The sequence below is a fragment of the Neisseria sp. HMSC068C12 genome (assembly GCF_001814095.1).
Classification (GTDB): Bacteria; Pseudomonadota; Gammaproteobacteria; order Burkholderiales; family Neisseriaceae; genus Neisseria; species Neisseria perflava.
Genome location: NZ_KV814825.1, coordinates 251,477 through 268,005, shown reverse-complemented (window position 1 = coordinate 268,005; position 16,529 = coordinate 251,477). Strand labels below are relative to the sequence as shown.

General features: G+C 49.0%; 18 protein-coding genes. 7 read left to right on the top strand and 11 right to left on the bottom strand.

Going from position 1 to position 16,529, the window contains the following annotated elements; translation table 11 throughout:
• Positions 1-78 precede the first annotated feature (78 nt).
• Genes HMPREF2952_RS09185 through ybaK form a run of 3 tightly spaced genes read right to left on the bottom strand, consistent with a single transcriptional unit; the run spans position 79 to position 2,043 of the window.
• Positions 79-951, bottom strand: a complete 873-nt coding sequence (locus HMPREF2952_RS09185) for a DMT family transporter (RefSeq protein WP_049344792.1) — start codon at positions 949-951, stop codon at positions 79-81.
• Between the two features lie 3 nt (positions 952-954).
• On the bottom strand, positions 955-1,542 hold the full coding sequence (locus HMPREF2952_RS09180) for a DnaJ domain-containing protein (protein ID WP_004519715.1): 588 nt from the start codon (positions 1,540-1,542) through the stop codon (positions 955-957).
• Between the two features lie 15 nt (positions 1,543-1,557).
• Positions 1,558-2,043 carry a Cys-tRNA(Pro) deacylase gene (ybaK, locus tag HMPREF2952_RS09175; protein WP_004519716.1) on the bottom strand — a complete coding sequence of 162 codons (486 nt, stop codon included), beginning with the start codon at positions 2,041-2,043 and terminating at the stop codon, positions 1,558-1,560.
• A 99-nt stretch (positions 2,044-2,142) separates the two neighbouring features.
• Between ybaK and HMPREF2952_RS09170 the strand changes: the two genes are divergently transcribed.
• Together HMPREF2952_RS09170 and ttcA are read left to right on the top strand one after the other, a co-directional pair.
• Complete coding sequence (locus HMPREF2952_RS09170; RefSeq protein WP_070695578.1) at positions 2,143-2,496, top strand: RidA family protein; 354 nt, start codon at positions 2,143-2,145, stop codon at positions 2,494-2,496.
• A 128-nt stretch (positions 2,497-2,624) separates the two neighbouring features.
• On the top strand, positions 2,625-3,584 hold the full coding sequence (gene ttcA, locus HMPREF2952_RS09165; RefSeq protein WP_004519719.1) for a tRNA 2-thiocytidine(32) synthetase TtcA: 960 nt from the start codon (positions 2,625-2,627) through the stop codon (positions 3,582-3,584).
• A gap of 91 nt (positions 3,585-3,675) precedes the next feature.
• Here ttcA and HMPREF2952_RS09160 read toward each other — a convergent pair whose 3' ends face one another.
• A complete protein-coding gene (locus HMPREF2952_RS09160; protein WP_004519720.1) occupies positions 3,676-4,296 on the bottom strand; it encodes a TetR/AcrR family transcriptional regulator in 621 nt (206 codons plus the stop codon).
• A 395-nt stretch (positions 4,297-4,691) separates the two neighbouring features.
• On the opposite strand from HMPREF2952_RS09160, the gene HMPREF2952_RS09155 reads away from it, so the two are divergent.
• From HMPREF2952_RS09155 to HMPREF2952_RS09140, 4 genes are all read left to right on the top strand, one after another.
• On the top strand, positions 4,692-6,737 hold the full coding sequence (locus HMPREF2952_RS09155; RefSeq protein WP_049336630.1) for a TonB-dependent receptor: 2,046 nt from the start codon (positions 4,692-4,694) through the stop codon (positions 6,735-6,737).
• 96 nt (positions 6,738-6,833) lie between these two features.
• Positions 6,834-7,232: a hypothetical protein gene (locus tag HMPREF2952_RS09150; protein WP_004519722.1), complete on the top strand. Its 399-nt coding sequence runs from the start codon at positions 6,834-6,836 to the stop codon at positions 7,230-7,232.
• A gap of 100 nt (positions 7,233-7,332) precedes the next feature.
• Positions 7,333-8,568, top strand: coding sequence for an MFS transporter (locus tag HMPREF2952_RS09145; protein ID WP_070695577.1), 1,236 nt, complete (start codon positions 7,333-7,335; stop codon positions 8,566-8,568).
• Positions 8,569-8,711: 143 nt separating this feature from the next.
• A complete protein-coding gene (locus HMPREF2952_RS09140) occupies positions 8,712-9,200 on the top strand; it encodes a DUF456 domain-containing protein (RefSeq protein WP_004519724.1) in 489 nt (162 codons plus the stop codon).
• Positions 9,201-9,260: 60 nt separating this feature from the next.
• Here HMPREF2952_RS09140 and HMPREF2952_RS09135 read toward each other — a convergent pair whose 3' ends face one another.
• The 6 genes from HMPREF2952_RS09135 to HMPREF2952_RS09110 form a co-directional block, all read right to left on the bottom strand.
• Positions 9,261-9,920: a YecA family protein gene (locus HMPREF2952_RS09135; RefSeq protein WP_004519725.1), complete on the bottom strand. Its 660-nt coding sequence runs from the start codon at positions 9,918-9,920 to the stop codon at positions 9,261-9,263.
• A 34-nt stretch (positions 9,921-9,954) separates the two neighbouring features.
• Positions 9,955-10,746 carry a TrmH family RNA methyltransferase gene (locus tag HMPREF2952_RS09130; RefSeq protein ID WP_004519726.1) on the bottom strand — a complete coding sequence of 264 codons (792 nt, stop codon included), beginning with the start codon at positions 10,744-10,746 and terminating at the stop codon, positions 9,955-9,957.
• A 118-nt stretch (positions 10,747-10,864) separates the two neighbouring features.
• Positions 10,865-11,413: a sigma-E factor negative regulatory protein gene (locus HMPREF2952_RS09125; RefSeq protein ID WP_039862135.1), complete on the bottom strand. Its 549-nt coding sequence runs from the start codon at positions 11,411-11,413 to the stop codon at positions 10,865-10,867.
• Between the two features lie 5 nt (positions 11,414-11,418).
• Positions 11,419-12,018 carry an RNA polymerase sigma factor RpoE gene (gene rpoE / locus HMPREF2952_RS09120; RefSeq protein ID WP_004519728.1) on the bottom strand — a complete coding sequence of 200 codons (600 nt, stop codon included), beginning with the start codon at positions 12,016-12,018 and terminating at the stop codon, positions 11,419-11,421.
• A 219-nt stretch (positions 12,019-12,237) separates the two neighbouring features.
• Positions 12,238-13,563, bottom strand: coding sequence for a tRNA lysidine(34) synthetase TilS (tilS, locus tag HMPREF2952_RS09115; protein ID WP_004519729.1), 1,326 nt, complete (start codon positions 13,561-13,563; stop codon positions 12,238-12,240).
• An 88-nt stretch (positions 13,564-13,651) separates the two neighbouring features.
• Positions 13,652-14,611, bottom strand: a complete 960-nt coding sequence (locus tag HMPREF2952_RS09110) for an acetyl-CoA carboxylase carboxyltransferase subunit alpha (protein WP_004519730.1) — start codon at positions 14,609-14,611, stop codon at positions 13,652-13,654.
• Between the two features lie 204 nt (positions 14,612-14,815).
• Here HMPREF2952_RS09110 and HMPREF2952_RS09105 point away from each other — a divergent pair, with 204 nt between their 5' ends.
• Entirely contained in the window at positions 14,816-15,217 is a 402-nt protein-coding gene (locus HMPREF2952_RS09105) for an RNA-binding S4 domain-containing protein (protein WP_003679090.1), read from the top strand.
• A gap of 93 nt (positions 15,218-15,310) precedes the next feature.
• Here HMPREF2952_RS09105 and HMPREF2952_RS09100 read toward each other — a convergent pair whose 3' ends face one another.
• A complete protein-coding gene (locus tag HMPREF2952_RS09100; RefSeq protein WP_004519731.1) occupies positions 15,311-16,510 on the bottom strand; it encodes a hypothetical protein in 1,200 nt (399 codons plus the stop codon).
• Between the last annotated feature and the right edge of the window lie 19 nt (positions 16,511-16,529).

Sequence of the window (16,529 nt, the reverse complement as noted above, 5' to 3'; positions counted from 1 at the left end):
CGGCCAAATCAGCGCATGAATGGCTATTTTATAATAAAAATAAGGCCGTCTGAAAACTTTCAGACGGCCTGAGTATTTTTAACCCAGTAAGCTGCGAATCTGCGGCCAATAAAACAGGCAGGCTATCGAGCAAATAGCAATACTGATACCGGCTGCATTAATGCTGCTGATTTTTTCCTTAAATATTGCCGCACCGATCAGCGTACCCAAAACAATCACGCCAATATTCATACCGGCAAAGACCAAGGTTGGATTATCCTTCATGATTTGGTGTGCCGAGATGTAGGTAACAATATTCAAAAAGTTCAGACAGCCCAAAATCATACCGCCCACTATGCCCTCTTTGGTCCATTTGCTTCCTTTGGCAAACAGGTAGCCAAACATCAAGATACCGGCCAAACAAAACGCCACCAGCAAATTACCGGCAAAAGCGGTACCGCTTTTCGCCACTTGTTTGAACAAAATATCGATGACGCCGTAGCCGCACCAGACGCTCAAAAGCAGCATTACTTGCGTGCTGAAGCCGCCGGATTTCTTGCCGCCATCGCTTTTCCAAAGCAAGAAAAACAGTGCCGTAAATGCCAATACCAAACCGATCAGACGGCCTTCGGTCAACTGCTCATGGAAAAGCGTGAATGAAGCGACAATCGGCAGAAACAGCGATAAGCGTTGTGCCGCGTCCGATTTGACGATACCTGCCGCATCTACGGATTTGCCCATAATGACAAACACGCTTGGCAGCAATATGCCCAAGGCCGCAAAAAGCCACCACGTCGGTAAAAATACCTGCGGATTGCTCAAATCGGGTTTTAACACCAGCATGGTCAAAGTGACGGCAACGATATAATTCACCGCCACCGCCTGCTCGATATTGATTTTTTGCTTGCGCGCCACTTTCAGCAAGACAGACACCAACACGCTGCAAACGATACTTGCCAATAAATATGCCATGCTTTAAAACCATCCTTGATTGGAAACAGGCTTATCTTCATTCAGTTTAATCAGTCCGACGACTACACGGTAAATAAACCAAATGGCAGTTACCAATAAAATCAGCCAACCAATTAAGATCAGTGTAGTAAAAGTTCCCAAAACCGTACCCACTAAAGACACCCAAAATGTCTTAATCAAATAATCGATATGACTGGCGTAAATACTGCCTTGAGCCTCATCGCGTTTAACATACGCCATAATCACACCGACAACGGGGGTAAACAAAATCAATAAGCCCACAGCATATGTAACATAAGCAATAAAAACATAGTTTTTTACGTCAGAGCTGGGCGTGTTGACCACATTTGTCGCCGTATTATTGAAGCTGTTGTCTTTGGCTTCCTGACGCTCGTACTGCATAGCCGCATCATAAGCCAAACGTTTTTCCGGATGAGACAATACTTCAAACGCCTGTCCGATGGCTTTGAAACGCTCCGCATCTTTCTGAATATCCGGATTGGCCACCAATTTGCCGTAAGCTTCGCGGATAACGTTGATATCCGCATCCTGAGATACACCCAAGATTTCGTATAAATTCACTTGTTCCATCTGTATTCCCCTCCTTTACGCGTCCACTGCAACATGAACATCTTGCGGATTAAGCGTCCGCAGGTTTTCAGGCTTCATGCCTACGATAAACCCACGTTTGCCGCCATTGATAAAAATCTCGTCCAAAGCCCAAATACTTTCTTCCACATAAACCGGCAACGCGGTTTTCATACCGAACGGCGACGTCCCGCCGACCAAATATCCTGTCCATTTCGCCGCCTGATCTGCCGTTGCCGGTTCGATGTGTTTCAAACCCAGTTCGCGCGCCAGATTGCGGGTGGAAATATGTTTGTCACCGTGCATTAAAACAACCAAACCTTTTTTATGCTCATCCTGCAAAACAATCGTTTTGATGACCTGATGCTCGGGCTTGCCCGTACATTCGGCAAAACGCGCCGTACCACCATGTTCTTCATATGCGTAAACATAAGGGACAAAATCGATTTTCTTACTGCGTAAAAAGCGTACTGCCTGCGTAACCGGATATTCTGCTTTACTCATGGGTTGTTTTCCGCCATCCTTTTCAGACAGCCCCTCTTAAATGTGGAACGTAAACAGTCGCAATGTTACCATACCTTCTTTTTGAAATCAGGAGACAACATGGACATCCGCTATCTTGGCACAAACAAACGCTATTCGGAAGCCGTCGTGGCCAACGGCTTGGTTTTCCTCTCCGGCATGGTTCCCGAAAATCCTGAAGCCGATGCCAAAGCGCAAACTGAAAATGTTTTGGCGCAAATCGATTCATGGCTCACCCAATGCCAATCCAACAAAGCCCACATTTTAGAAGCCACCATCTATCTGCCCGATATGAACGACTACGCCGCTATGAATGAAGCCTGGGACGCATGGACAGCGCCCGAACGCGCTCCGGCCCGCGCCTGCGTGGAGGCGAAACTGGCTTCGCCCGACTGGAAGGTTGAAATCAAAATCACCGCCCTTCAAATCAAATAAAGCACAAATATCAGGCCGTCTGAAAACGCCGCTTCAACCAAGCAGGCGCAGTTTTTCAGACGACCTTTATTCTTTTGCGGTACAATACCGCCCTTAAATTTTTCTATTATTTCAAAGCACAAACAGCCATGTCCAAAAAAACCAAGCAAGAATTAGAAAACAACAAACTCAGCAAACGCCTGCGCCACGCTGTCGGCGATGCGATTAACGATTTCAACATGATCGAACCGGGCGACAAAATCATGGTCTGCCTCTCAGGCGGCAAAGACAGCTACGCCCTTTTAGACATTCTGCGCCAGCTTCAAGCCAGCGCGCCGATTGATTTCGAACTGGTCGCCGTCAATCTCGACCAAAAGCAGCCGGGCTTCCCCGAAGAAGTATTGCCAACCTATCTCGAAAGCATCGGCGTTCCCTATAAAATCGTTGAAGAAGACACTTATTCCACCGTCAAACGCGTGTTGGACGAAGGCAAAACGACTTGTTCGCTGTGCAGCCGCCTGCGCCGCGGCATCCTCTACCGCACCGCAAAAGAATTGGGCTGCACCAAAATTGCCTTAGGACACCACCGCGACGACATTCTTGCCACTATGTTCCTGAATATGTTCTACGGCGGCAAACTCAAAGCCATGCCTCCCAAACTAGTCAGCGACAACGGCGAACACATTGTCATCCGTCCTCTGGCGTATGTCAAAGAGAAGGACTTGATCAAATACGCCGAGCTGAAGCAATTCCCAATTATTCCATGCAACCTCTGCGGCTCTCAGCCCAACCTGCAACGCCAAGTCATCGGTGACATGCTGCGCGATTGGGACAAACGTTTCCCCGGCCGTATTGAGTCTATGTTCTCCGCGCTACAAAACGTCGTTCCATCACATTTGGCCGATACCGAACTTTTCGACTTTGTCGGCTTGGAACGCGGTCAAAGCCTGAAACACGGCGGCGACTTGGCATTTGACAGCGAAAAAATGCCGGAACGTTTCTCCGACGGCAGCGAAGAAGACGAAAGCGAAATCAAAATCGAGCCGCAAAAAGCTGAACGTAAAGTCATCAATATTTTGGCAAACAAACCCAAAACCTGCGGTTTATAATTCCATTTAATTTTCAGACGGCCTTTTGGTAGCTATTTACCGAAAGGCCGTCTGAATATTCATATTTGAAATTTTTTCTATTCTTTTTTATCTATTCTTTCCCTGACAAACCGTGCAGCAGCAACCCCAATATATCCTGCGGCAGCTTTTGTGGTGCAGCGGTATAAAGTGCAGTCAGTTGCGGATGGTGCATCAATATATCTGCCTGACGGATGAACAGGTCAATGAGCTCCACCGGCAAATCGGGCTGAATCAGGCGGCGTTGTTGTAGAGTATGGAAGAAGCCGCGCATAAAAGCGTATTTTTCTTCGTTCAATTCGTGGAAAAATCGCTCCAGCTCCAAATCGGTGTTCTCTTCAATGTCGCGCAGGAAAGCGGCGGAATAAAGTTCTTCAAACGATTGTTTTTGCAAGACAAACACAGCCTCGGCGGCTTCGCGCAGGCTGCATTGCCGTTCAAGCAGATTTTCAAATTCGGCACGGACGCGGTTTTTCTGCTCGGTAACAATTTCCTGCAAGAGTGCGTTTTTACCGCTGTAATATTTGTAAAAAGTGACGCGGCTGACGCTGGCCTCGGCGCAGATACTGCCTACGAATACGGCGGAAAAGCCATGTTCGCGGAATAGGCGGCGGGCGGTGTCGGCGATGGTTTGTTGTTTGCTGGCAGTCATGACGGTAAGAAGATTTTGATTTTGTTCATAAAGGTTTTTCATTAAAGTTATCCGCAAGTCGGATACTCATCATATTTCCCCACAGCGGCAATGGCAATATAACGGCTTTCAGACGGCCTCTTTCCTTATCCTTCCGCTCCGCCCTACGAATGAGGACTATCGGATGCTTGGCAGGCCAAATTCATGAAGATTACAGAATCTGCCTCCTCCAACCTTCTCCCAAAAATAGGAGAGGGATTTTTTTGGATGATTCACAAGATAAGAGGGAAGTAAAGTGAATGATAAACACTTGCATTCCTGTTTCTTATTTCTTATACTTTACATTAATAGTTTGTTTTATGTAAATGTGTAAATACAAATATTTGCATACTGACGGAGCAATTGGATTACCTGATGTTCAATCCACCCCGACGTATGCCGTCTGAAAGGATAAGGAAATGCAGAAACACACCCTCCGCCGCCTCCCCCTATTGATTGCCGCCGCTTTCGCCTCCGAATGGATTTATGCCACCGATGCGGTGCAAGATGCGGAACAGGTGCAGTTGGAAGAAGTCGTCGTCACCGGCGAACGCACCAACCGCAACGGCTTTGAAACCGCCACGTCCAACCGCGTTTTCTCCACGCCGAACATCGACCGCAGCGGCCACAATCTTTCCGCAACCGACCTGATCAAACAGACTGTGAACACGGTGGACTTGGGCAGCGGCAACGATTTGCCGACCGTGCGAGGCGTGGACGGCTCCGGCCCTGCCGTCGGCGCGGTAGCGTTCTTTGCGGGCACGCGGCCGCGCCTGAACCTGTCCATAGACGGCCGCTCCGCCACTTACAACGAATACGCCTTCGGCACGCAATCGCTGTGGGACATGCAGCAGGTGGAAGTCTTGCGCGGGCCGCAAAGCCATGTGCGCGGGCAGAACGCGGTGGCGGGCGCGGTGGTGATGCGTTCCAAAGACCCGACCGACGAATGGGAAGGCGCGCTACGCTTGGGTTTGGGCAACCAGAAAACGCGCAACATCGCCGGCGTAGTGTCCGGCCCGATTGTGAAAAACAACCTTGCCTTCAGATTGAGCGCGGAACGGCAGCAACGCGAAAGCTACGAGCCGTTCGTGTCCTACGAGCCAACCGGCAATCCGCGCCGCGTGGAAAACACCAACGTGCGCTTCAAACTTCTGCTCACGCCCGAAAACCATCCCGATTTTTACAGCCGCCTGACGCTGAACCACATCCGTTCGCGCGCGCCGCAAAACGAAATCATGGGCAACACTGCCAGCCGCCGTTTTTTAAAAGAAAAACCCGTGTTCGTAACCGGCTCGACATCGGGCATCTGGGACGTATCGTGGCAGCTTAACGACTATCTGAAACTGGAAAACAAACTGGTTTACGGCCGCTACCACAACGAGCGGCTGCACCTGCCAATGACCGTCAGCCCGCAAGGCGTGCCCGCCGAACTCAAAGGCCGCGAACTGCAATGGGAGCCGGTATTGCATTTTTCAAACAAAGGCCGTCTGAAAGGCCTTGTCGGACTGCACTACTTCCGCAGCAAACAAGACGAATGGGTGGACATCCGCAGTGTCGGCGGCCGCAACACCTTTGACGACCGCAACAGCGTACGCGCCCTGTTTGCCGAAACCACATACAGCCCCAGCGAAAAATGGGACATCACGGCCGCCGCCCGCCTTGAAAAAGAAACGCACAAAAGAAGCGGCGGCAGCGGCGCACTGCACCTTAATTTAGACAAAGGCCAGACCGTGTTCCTGCCCAAAATCGACATTGCCTTCAAACCCACCGACCAATGGGTCAGCGGCATCAAAGCCGCACGCGGCTACAACCCCGGCGGCGCGGGCATCACCTTCGGCCGCCCCGTCGTAACCTACACTTATGAACCCGAATATGTGAACAACTACGAGTGGTACACCCGCTGGCGCAGCGCAGACCGCCGCCTGCAACTCTCCGGCAACCTGTTCCTGAACCACTACCGCGACATGCAGCTCCCCTTCTATCTCGGTACCAACTCCGTCGTCATCCGCAACGCCAAAAAAGTCCATACCTACGGCGCGGAACTTGCCGCCGACTGGCAGGCGACCGACAGCCTGAAACTCACCACCGGACTGGGGCTGCTCAACACCAAAATCAAAAGCTATCCCGACAGCGGCATCGAAGGCAACAAACTCGGCCGCGCGCCCAAATACACCGCCAACATCGGCGTGAAATACCTGAACGACAAAGGCTGGGAAGCCGGCGGCGACGTGCGCTTCTACGGCGGCTACTACTCCGCCGCCGATAATGCCGAATCGGGCAAAATCGGCGCATACAACCAAGTCAATCTCTACACCGCCTACAACTTCAAACAAGGCCGCGTCTCACTCTACGCCGACAACGTGCTCAACCGCCGCCAACCCATATTCATTTCCAGCGCCGACCGCCAAGACGCGCTCTACCAACGCCCCAGAAGCGTGGGCGTGAGTGCGGAATGGAAGTTTTAAATGAAGCTGAAATGATAGAGGCCGTCTGAAAAAACATAGGTCGGACATTTATGCCCGGCCTACCGTTTATTCCTCCAAAACACCCAAAGGAATCCCATGCACTACTTCACCCCCGCCAAAACCCTGCCCGAAGGCACCATCTACCTGACCGACCTGACCCACGTCGCCGACTTCGCCGGCTGGCTGACCGAATTCGAAACCCTGTTAAACCAAAACCCCCGCTTCGCCACTGTCTGCACCCCGATGCGGCGGCAGGTAAGCGACGAACAGCGCATTGCCGACCGTAAAACTTACATCGAATGGATAAAGGCACATCGGCCGCAACTGTCCGAACGCTGCGCCGCCATGCTCCTTATCGAACCCGACGCGGCACAACTGGCGTTATTCCGCGAACAATCGTCCAAACTCGGCCCCGCGCTGGGCGTGAACTACATCGTTGAAGCAGATGAAACAACCGCCCTACTTCGCGCAGAAGAAGCGTTGAAGGCCGTCTGAAAAGATACTAAACCTATTTAAATACAAATCAAGTATTACCACCCAATATGTTCAGACGGCCTTGTCCCTTTATTTGCCTCATCTTCAAAAGAATCATGTGATGTCCGACAATCAGACTTCCCCAAACTCACGCGACTGGCTGCTGCTTATCGGCGGCAGCACTTACAAATTCACGCTAACCGGTTTTTATCTGGTCGCACTGGTCGCTATTTTGAAAAATCACGGTTATAGCCTGAATCAACTGAGCTGGATTCATTTAATCGGCAGTATCGAAGCAGCGAAGGTATTGTTTGCCGCACTGATGGAACGGCGGCCGGCGGGGCGGTTCGGGCGGTTTCGCGGCTGGCTGCTGGCGGCGACGCTGGGACTTTCGGCAGTGTTCGGGCTGATGGCCTGTACCGACATAACGCAGAACTTCGCGCTGCTTTTGACCTGCTGCGTACTGCTCTCGGCGATGTCGGCGGTGTACGGCTGCGCGATGCTGGGTTTGTCATGCATCGTCCTGCCGCACCGCGAACGCGGTTTCGGCGGCGTGATTCAAACGATGGCCGCACGCGGCGGCAAAATGATCGGCGGCGCGCTGGTATTGTGGCTGTATCAGGAATACGGACAGACGGCGGCGGCTGGCTTTATGCTGGCGTTCAGCCTGCTGATGTTGCTGCAACTCTTGTACTACCGCGAGCCGGAAAGTCCGACTGCGCAAGGTAGTTGGACGGCGTTGGCAACGCGGCTAGTTTCTTTTTGGCAGCAACCTGAAACGGGCTGGCGGTGGCTGGTTTTGCTGTTTGCCGTTGCCGTACCGTATGCGTTTATGGCGGCAACCTTTGTGCCCAAGCTGGAGGATTTGGGCTTCAACCCGAAGCAGACGGGCGGGATTCTGGCGGTGGGCATTCCTGTTGCCTGCCTGATTGTAACGCCGCTGTCGGGCTGGTTTTCGCGCAATTATCCGCGCCGCAAACTCGTATTCCTGCTCTACGCGCTGCAACTGCCGCTTTTGGTGTCCATGACCGCCATCGATACGCTCGCACGTGCCCACCCTTGGCTGCCGCCCGCGCAAATCATCGCCCTGAGCCTGAGCTACACGCTGCTGCTGCCGGTGATACTGGCGTTGGTGATGGACAAATCAGACCGCGCCACCGCTGCACTCGACAGCAGCCTGCAATTTTCCGTCGTCCTGCTCGGCAGTTACGCAGCCGGTTTCGCCGCCCTACGGCTGGCAAAGGCTATTGGTTATACAGATGCGTATTGGGTTGCAGTGTACTTAGCCGTATTGGTAGGCCTGCTTTTATATTTGAATAGAAATTTATTCAATCATTCAGAACATGATTCACAATAATTCGCTTAGATATTTATCCATCAATTTTAATTGAGCGCGCCTCCGGATAATTTTTCATTTTATTGCACAATCTCTCATGAAAATATAACAAAACGTGCCCATAATACTGCCGTTATTACACTCTTAAATTTAAAAGGAACCTCATGACTGCTGTTCTCATCGTTCTCGGCTTGATCGCCATTGTTGTCGGTATTTTAGGCACTATTTATCCTGCCTTGCCCGGATTGGGTTTGATGTTTGGTGGTGCATGGCTGTTGGGTTATGCCGGCGATTATCAAGTGTTTGGCTCGGGTACGCTGACCTTTTTGGCTATCGTTGCCGTATTCGGTACTGCAATGGACTATGTGGCGGGCGCATTGGGTGCAAAATATACCGGCGCAAGCAAAACCGCAGTTTGGGGTGCATTTATCGGCGGCATCGTCGGCGCATTCTTTTCCATTCCCGGCTTGTTGCTCGGCCCGTTGACCGGTGCGGCCATCGGCGAATTTATGGCACGCAAAGACACTTGGCAGGCAGGCAAAGTCGGTATCGGTACGTTTATCGGCTTCATCATCGGCACCGTGGCCAAAATCGGCTGCGCCTTGACCATCGCACTGACCATCCTGTTTGTTTGGTTGGCCTCGTTGTTCTAAGACAAAACATTAAAGGCCGTCTAAATTTCAAGCATTCAGACGGCCTTTTCATTTCACTGTTTATTTGCCGCAGCAGGCTTTGTACTTTTTACCGCTACCACACGGGCAAGGATCGTTGCGCCCCACTTTTTCGCCTTCGCGGCGGACGGTTTGCGGCTTATTGATGATGGCCTGCCAGTACCAGTAAATATCAAGCAGGACATGCGGCAAATCAGATTCCAGCTGGGTCAGCTCTTTTTCATTCAGATGCAAGATGACTTCGCCGTTTTCCTCATCGTCATAGATACCGCCCAAAGCCATAATCGGATAGAACAAATCTTCAAACTCTTCCTGATCGACTGCTTCAAACCAATCGGTAGGCACAATATCCAGTGCGTAAAGATAGGCGTTACACCAAGTGTAGAAATCCGGATTGCCGGCTTCATCTTCATAAAACCACAAATCAGGCAAAATCTTCTCGTCGAGCTTCATGCGCATATCAGCAGCCATTGCCATTACCAAACGCTCGATTTCGGTGCGCTCTTTAGCATCAAACAAAGATTCTTCACCCAAAATCTCAGGCAGCCAGTTGGTCGGGTTCAAAGCATCCGGACCGCTCAATAAAGCCATCATAAAACCTTGAACCTCATCACAACGCATGGTGTTGTGGGCTTCGGATTTGGCATCCAGCAATTCCATCAAGCGGCTGCGTGCCGCTTCATCAAAAGTCAGTATTTGCATTTTTGTTCCTTAAAATAAAATCGTATTATTGTTTTCAGACGGCCTGGGCATGGATACGCTGCCGCATTTGTTCAAACAGACAAACCGTCGCCGCCATCGCGACATTCAAGGATTCGGTTTGCCCCAACATGGGAATTTTGACACAGGCATCGGCCTTCTCTTTTACCGTTTCACTCACGCCGCTGCCTTCGTTGCCAAACACCCAAGCACAGGGTTGACTGAGGTCCATCTCATACAAACCGATATTGCGACCGCCCAAGGCAGTTGCCCAAATTTGATGCTGATACGTTTCCATCCAAGCTGATAATTCCACTCGGCTGAAAATAGACAGCAGAAAATGCGCGCCCATCCCCGCTCGCAACACTTTGGGCGACCAGATATCCACGGAATCATTGCTGCACACAATTTGCCTGACTCCGGCAGCCGCTGCGCTGCGCAAAATCGTCCCAGCATTGCCTGGGTCTTGTACCCGCTCCAATACCACGCAATCGCCGTCTGAAGGCAAGCCTGCCTGCTGCGGAATATCAATCCAAGTCATCACATCATCGGCATCGGTCAGACTGGTGATTTTAGACAGCGCTTCGTTACCGACCCAAGTAATCAATCCCTCGTCCAACTGCGCCGTAATTTCTTGAATTTCAATATGTTGCTGTTTCTTTTCAGGCAGATAAACCTGTTTGGGCGTACCTCCGCTTTGCAAATAAGTTTGCAGCAAATGTACGCCTTCCAATACGGTTTCACCGCTTTCACGCCTTGCTTTGGCCTGCGTCAGCAGACGGAATAAATGTTTGAGCTGTTCGTTTTGAGCAGAGGTAATCAGTTTCATGGAGCGCATTATAACTGTTTTGACTTCGTTGAAGCTATGCTTTCAGACGGCCTAACGGTTTTACTACGAAAATAAAAAAACCTTGCAATAAAGCAAGGGTTTCACATGATTTCATTTTTTACTGCACAACAGTCTGCTGCTCATTTTGCTGCTCGGTGCGAACAGTAGGACGGTTTTCAAGTTTGCCGTCTTTTGCCGCATTCGGTACAACAGTCTCGCCAGGCTCAGAAGCCGCTTTATCACTAGGCGTACCGCTTACCGGAATGATATTTTGGGCAGGCTGAGTATTAGACTTCTCTGCAACCGGCATAGCGTCACGAGAAGATTGCGGTGTAAATTGCCATACTGCAACAGCAATCGCACACACACTGGCAGCAGCTGCGAAGAATTTGAAGAAGCCGCTATTAGCCGCTTCACGCTGGGCATATTTTTCCTGTTTGCCTTCAGCTTCGGCTTGAGGCACTGTAAATGCTTTGCTTTGCATGGTTTCACCGGCAACACTTGCCGCTGCACCCTGACGGATACAGTCGCCGATAATGTGGTACTCATGCCAAGCGCGCATAGCTTCCTCGTCTGCCAATACGGCATCCAGCATCTCATCAGTCAATGCTTCACCGTCCATCAATGCAGACACATACTCCAATGCTTTATTTGTTTTTTCGTTCATTTTTATTACCACCTTTGATCTTCAGAAGTATCCAACAGCGGCCGCAAATCTTTTGCAATCAGTTCACGCGCTCTGAAAATACGCGAACGTACAGTACCTATCGGACAATCCACTACCCGAGCTATTTCTTCATAAGACAAGCCATCCATTTCCCTAAGCGTAATGGCTTGACGCATATCGTCTGGCAGTTGCGCAATGCTTGCTTCGACGGTCTGCAAGATTTCCCGATTCATCATTTCAGCTTCCGGCGTATGGTAATCCGCAATCTGATCGGTTAAATCAAGAACATCTCCCTCCTCATTGGCTGCTTCCGAACTGACAAAAAACTGGCGACCCGAAGTGGTCAGAAAATTCTTTGCCGTATTGATACCGATACGGTACAGCCATGTATAAAACGCACTCTCACCGCGAAAATTAACCAGCGCACGATAAGCCCTAATCATTGCTTCTTGGGTTACATCGTGCACTTCATGCTCATCCTGAATAAAACGGGAAATCAGTCTGTTTAGCCGACGCTGATACTTGGACATCAGCATCTCGAATGCCTTATGGTCACCTTTCTGCGCGCGCTCCACCAAAACTTGATCTATTTGGCGATCGTTCATACCCAACCTTTAATCGTTTTACTGCTTTAAACCAAAAAATAGTAAAGCGTGCTGTGCACAATAAAGACAGCATCGCTTTGAAATAGTTCCACAAGATTACATTTAATCGCAAAAGTTTATTCGTGCAGATGCTCTAACATAAGCTGTATTGCTTATTATATATACACTTAGCACAAGTAGTTAAATTACTAATACTTACTAAATTTAAAGTTATTCTCTTTACTTTTCTGCTATATATTTGACCAACTTTTCATGAACAGGCAGATAGCCTTCGCCTATTTGAACATCGCTTCCCACCCGAAGATTAACAACAGCAAGGCACTTGTTGCCCATACTTAGGATAATCGGCCAATATTTACGGACGAGTGGCACAATATGACACTCTTGCAATAGTTTTTCGACTGATTTTTCCCTCTGTCCCGACTGAATCACATCACCTTTGACCACACTTCTAAGTACCGCCGGCTTCTCCAACTCCTCTTCCGACAAACCTCCCTTAAACGGTAATAAAACAAAACCATTTTCGAGCAAAATATCTTTCAGACGGCCTTGAACTTCCCTGCCATTACACCAAGGCAGTTTTTGAAACTCACTTTCCTGACAAACAAACAGCTTGTCCCGATATGCGACCAGTTCCCCATCTGGCAAATTCAACTGCGCCTGATCAGCGGTTTCCAATACTCGGGCAAAATCGGCAATACTGTGATAAGAAGGCAATGATTCCGTTTGCTTTCGCAAAAAATACCAAAGCAGTCGACGACGCAAAAGCGGCGTACATTGCCTCCACAGGCTGATGCTGAATATTCCGTTTGGACTAATGCGCTGGTATTCAGACTCAATCAATTCATCTAAAAGCTGCAAATCTTCCTGCAATAATCGAACATTGGCACAAATTTGCTGCTCAAAATTCGGAATACGCTGCTGCCATTGCGGTAAAGCCTGATTTCTCATCCAATTGCGTAAATAGCCGGAGTCTTCATTACTTTCGTCTTCAACAAAAGATAATCCCCACTGTTGCGCATACTCAGCCAATTCCTGACGAGAAAATGCCAAAAGTGGTCGCCAGATTTGAATTTCTTCATTTAAATTACGCCATACAGGCATGGCTGCCATACCGCGTAATCCGCCCCCGCGCACAGCCGACAACATAAATGTTTCGATTTGATCATTGTGGTGATGGGCCAAAACAATAATTTTCCTCAGGCCGTCTGAAAATGCCTGATATCGGGCAGCCCTAGCTGCCGCTTCCAAACCTTTTCCTTGGTTTTGCACATTAACGCGGCACACCCGCAAGGCAACATCCAGACGCTGACAATAATCCTGACAAAATTTTGCCCAACTGTCGGCATTGGTGCTTAAACCGTGATGAACATGAACGGCACGCAAATCAAAATGGCGAAATTCGCGCATCCGATGCAAAAGATGCAGCAGGACGACAGAATCTAATCCGCCACTCAAGCCAACTTCAAAAACAGTATGGTTCGGCAAATCAGGAAAAGCTGTTTGAAAACTTTTAAATAGGGAATCAGGGGATACTTGCGACATTTCAGACGGCCTGAAATTGTGAATGACTCAAAAATAGAACACAAAAAAAGCAAGCAGCGACATCTGCTTGCTTTTTCAGCAGTCAAACTTATTTATCGGTAAATTTACCGTAAGCCATGATGCGGTCAAAACGGCGAGAAAGCAAGTCAGGCATGGTCATACTTTGCGCTTCGCTTAATTGCTGCTCCAAAACGGTTTTAACGTTTTTCATCGTGGTTTCAAAATCACGGTGTGCGCCGCCCAAAGGCTCATCAATCACTTTGTCGATGACATCCAATTCTTGCAGGCGTTTGGCGGTAATACCCAATGCTTGCGCGGCATCTGCTGCTTTTTCAGCAGTTTTCCAAAGAATAGAGGCGCAACCTTCGGGAGAAATCACCGAATAAGTCGAGTATTGCAGCATATTAACATAGTCGCCGACAGCCACTGCCAACGCGCCACCCGAACCACCTTCGCCAATGATGGTGCACAATACCGGCACATGCAGGCGGGTCAGTTCGTACAAATTACGGCCGATGGCTTCAGACTGGCCGCGTTCTTCTGCACCAATGCCCGGATACGCGCCTGGTGTATCGACAAAGGTCATAACTGGAATATTGAATTTTTCGGCAGTCTTCATCAAGCGCAATGCCTTACGGTAACCCTCAGGACGCGGCATACCGAAATTACGGCGGATTTTTTCTTTGGTATCGCGACCTTTTTGATGGCCGATAACCATCACGCTTTGGCCGTTGAAACGCGCCAAACCGCCGACAATGGCATGATCGTCAGAATAATGGCGGTCGCCATGCAACTCTTCAAAATCGGTAAAAATACCGTTGATGTAGTCCAAAGTATAAGGACGTTGCGGATGGCGGGACACTTGTGAAATTTGAGCCGGAGTCAGCTTGCTGAAAATTGACTTGGTCAACTCGCTGCTTTTCTTTTGCAGTCTGGCAATCTCGTCGGAAATATCAACGGCAGATTCGTCTTGTACGAATCGCAACTCGTCAATTTTATTGGTTAATTCGGCGATGGGTTGTTCGAAGTCCAAAAAAACGGGTTTCATAAAACAAAGCTCTCGGTAACGGTTGCTGACATGATACGCTAATCAGACGTATTTGACAGCATTTCTCAAAGGGAAACTGCCATCTTTTGCAATAAAAAATCTTTCAGACGGCCTTTAACAAAGAAATAGTATATCTGCACTAAACTCATGAAGTGCCGTATCTTATGATAAACTTCAATTCAGTTCAATCATTTCAAACAGGCTATGAAAAACGATCATGACAATTCGTCCATGCGCTTGGACAAATGGCTTTGGGCCGCGCGCTTTTTCAAGACCCGCGCGCTGGCACAAAAACATATTGAGCTGGGCAGGGTTTTGGTAAACGGCTCAAAGGTGAAAAACAGCAAAAATATTTCTGCCGGCGACACCATCGACATGACTTTGAACTCCCTTCCCTACAAATTCAAAGTTGCCGCGCTCAATCATCAACGCCGACCGGCACCGGAAGCGCGTTTACTCTACGAAGAAGACATGAAAACGGCTGCCGAACGCGAAGCTCAAAAACAGCTCGACCAAGCCAGCCGCATCAGTGCCGCTTATCCGGACGGACGCCCAACCAAACGCGACCGCCGCCAGCTTGACCGTATGAAACGCGATAGCTGGTAAGCGTCGAATCCATTATTTCAGACGGCCCCATATCCATGCCGTCTGAAAACCAAAAACAGGCAGGACATCCTGCCTGTTTTTTATTTGTAATGATTAAAATTTATATTCTAACTGACCACGAATAACGTTTACATCCTGCTTATCCGTGCCGACAGTAGGTGTAACCTGTTTACCGGCCAAATAGAAGCCTTTGAGTTTCCAGTTTTTCCAAGGAATATAGGTCGCACCGATTTGCACGCCTTGGACGTTTTTGCTGTAATCCTCAACAGAAGAGACACCGGACAACAAACCGACACGGCGGTAGTTCAAGAATACGTCGTAAGAATTGCGGACGTTCCAGTCGGCCAATTTATAGCGTACTTCAGTGAACACGCCATCATTTTTAATTTTTTGTCCGGCATCATTATAGGCTTTGATATTGGACTTGCTGACTGCGGCCATCCAATGCCAATCGTCATTAAACTTGATATCCGTACCGATTTCTCCAAAGACCGCATTTTTCTTCGCACCGCGTACATCGATGTCTTTCATGTAGCTGACCGTTGCGCCGACGTTGATATTCTCATTTACAGGCAACACGCTTTGAACTGCGGCAAAATGTCTGCGACGGCCACCAATGCCCCATGTGTTGTCGTTTAGATTGCCAGTACGGCGGCCCGCATAGATTTTGGTAGGCAGGGTTTTATTGTCGAAGAAGATTTCGCCGCCGGTTACTTCGGTATCCCATACGCGGCCGTATGAAGAGAACGCACCAAATTTACCGACACGCGCTTTAATATTGTTGTACAAAGTACCTTCGGCATACAGTTTATTCACCGGCACATCATGATCGCCGTTGAACTTACCGGTTTCCAAATCGATATTCGGCTCGATTTGGGCAACCAATTTCCAATCTTTATACAGTTTTGCGCGTAACCAAAACTCCGCATTAAAGTTGGCATTGGTATCTTCAGGCGTCGGATTAACGCTGCTGTTGTTGGCATTGATGTCTTTGGTATCCGCACGCACGCGCAAACCACCATTTATAGTCAATAAATCATTGAAAATACTGATTTTATCGTCATCTTTGCGAATAATACTGCCGGAATTGACGTAATCGTTGGTGGTGGACAAAGCCGCCGCATCACGTCCGCCATCAGCATTCTCTGCCAAAGAATAAGACGATGAAGCCAATAAAATACAGGTTACAATCAGTTTGGTTTGAAATTTCATGCCGACTCTCCAAAAGAAGGTATTGAAAGTGAAGTATTCGATAAAGCGTACAAAATTATGAATTTCGTATAAATTATTCATTTTATTTACTAATTATTTT

What these genes read in the sequence shown, in the direction of transcription:
- HMPREF2952_RS09160 (WP_004519720.1), bottom strand. Translation starts at nt 4,296, where the DNA reads ATGAAAAACCTTTATGAACAAAATCAAAATCTTCTTACCGTCATGACT.
- HMPREF2952_RS09180 (WP_004519715.1), bottom strand. Translation starts at nt 1,542, where the DNA reads ATGGAACAAGTGAATTTATACGAAATCTTGGGTGTATCTCAGGATGCG.
- ybaK (WP_004519716.1), bottom strand. Translation starts at nt 2,043, where the DNA reads ATGAGTAAAGCAGAATATCCGGTTACGCAGGCAGTACGCTTTTTACGC.
- HMPREF2952_RS09110 (WP_004519730.1), bottom strand. Translation starts at nt 14,611, where the DNA reads ATGAAACCCGTTTTTTTGGACTTCGAACAACCCATCGCCGAATTAACC.
- HMPREF2952_RS09135 (WP_004519725.1), bottom strand. Translation starts at nt 9,920, where the DNA reads ATGCAAATACTGACTTTTGATGAAGCGGCACGCAGCCGCTTGATGGAA.
- HMPREF2952_RS09100 (WP_004519731.1), bottom strand. Translation starts at nt 16,510, where the DNA reads ATGAATAATTTATACGAAATTCATAATTTTGTACGCTTTATCGAATAC.
- HMPREF2952_RS09105 (WP_003679090.1), top strand. Translation starts at nt 14,816, where the DNA reads ATGAAAAACGATCATGACAATTCGTCCATGCGCTTGGACAAATGGCTT.
- ttcA (WP_004519719.1), top strand. Translation starts at nt 2,625, where the DNA reads ATGTCCAAAAAAACCAAGCAAGAATTAGAAAACAACAAACTCAGCAAA.
- HMPREF2952_RS09170 (WP_070695578.1), top strand. Translation starts at nt 2,143, where the DNA reads ATGGACATCCGCTATCTTGGCACAAACAAACGCTATTCGGAAGCCGTC.
- HMPREF2952_RS09145 (WP_070695577.1), top strand. Translation starts at nt 7,333, where the DNA reads ATGTCCGACAATCAGACTTCCCCAAACTCACGCGACTGGCTGCTGCTT.
- HMPREF2952_RS09185 (WP_049344792.1), bottom strand. Translation starts at nt 951, where the DNA reads ATGGCATATTTATTGGCAAGTATCGTTTGCAGCGTGTTGGTGTCTGTC.
- tilS (WP_004519729.1), bottom strand. Translation starts at nt 13,563, where the DNA reads ATGTCGCAAGTATCCCCTGATTCCCTATTTAAAAGTTTTCAAACAGCT.
- rpoE (WP_004519728.1), bottom strand. Translation starts at nt 12,018, where the DNA reads ATGAACGATCGCCAAATAGATCAAGTTTTGGTGGAGCGCGCGCAGAAA.
- HMPREF2952_RS09155 (WP_049336630.1), top strand. Translation starts at nt 4,692, where the DNA reads ATGCAGAAACACACCCTCCGCCGCCTCCCCCTATTGATTGCCGCCGCT.
- HMPREF2952_RS09130 (WP_004519726.1), bottom strand. Translation starts at nt 10,746, where the DNA reads ATGAAACTGATTACCTCTGCTCAAAACGAACAGCTCAAACATTTATTC.
- HMPREF2952_RS09125 (WP_039862135.1), bottom strand. Translation starts at nt 11,413, where the DNA reads ATGAACGAAAAAACAAATAAAGCATTGGAGTATGTGTCTGCATTGATG.
- HMPREF2952_RS09150 (WP_004519722.1), top strand. Translation starts at nt 6,834, where the DNA reads ATGCACTACTTCACCCCCGCCAAAACCCTGCCCGAAGGCACCATCTAC.
- HMPREF2952_RS09140 (WP_004519724.1), top strand. Translation starts at nt 8,712, where the DNA reads ATGACTGCTGTTCTCATCGTTCTCGGCTTGATCGCCATTGTTGTCGGT.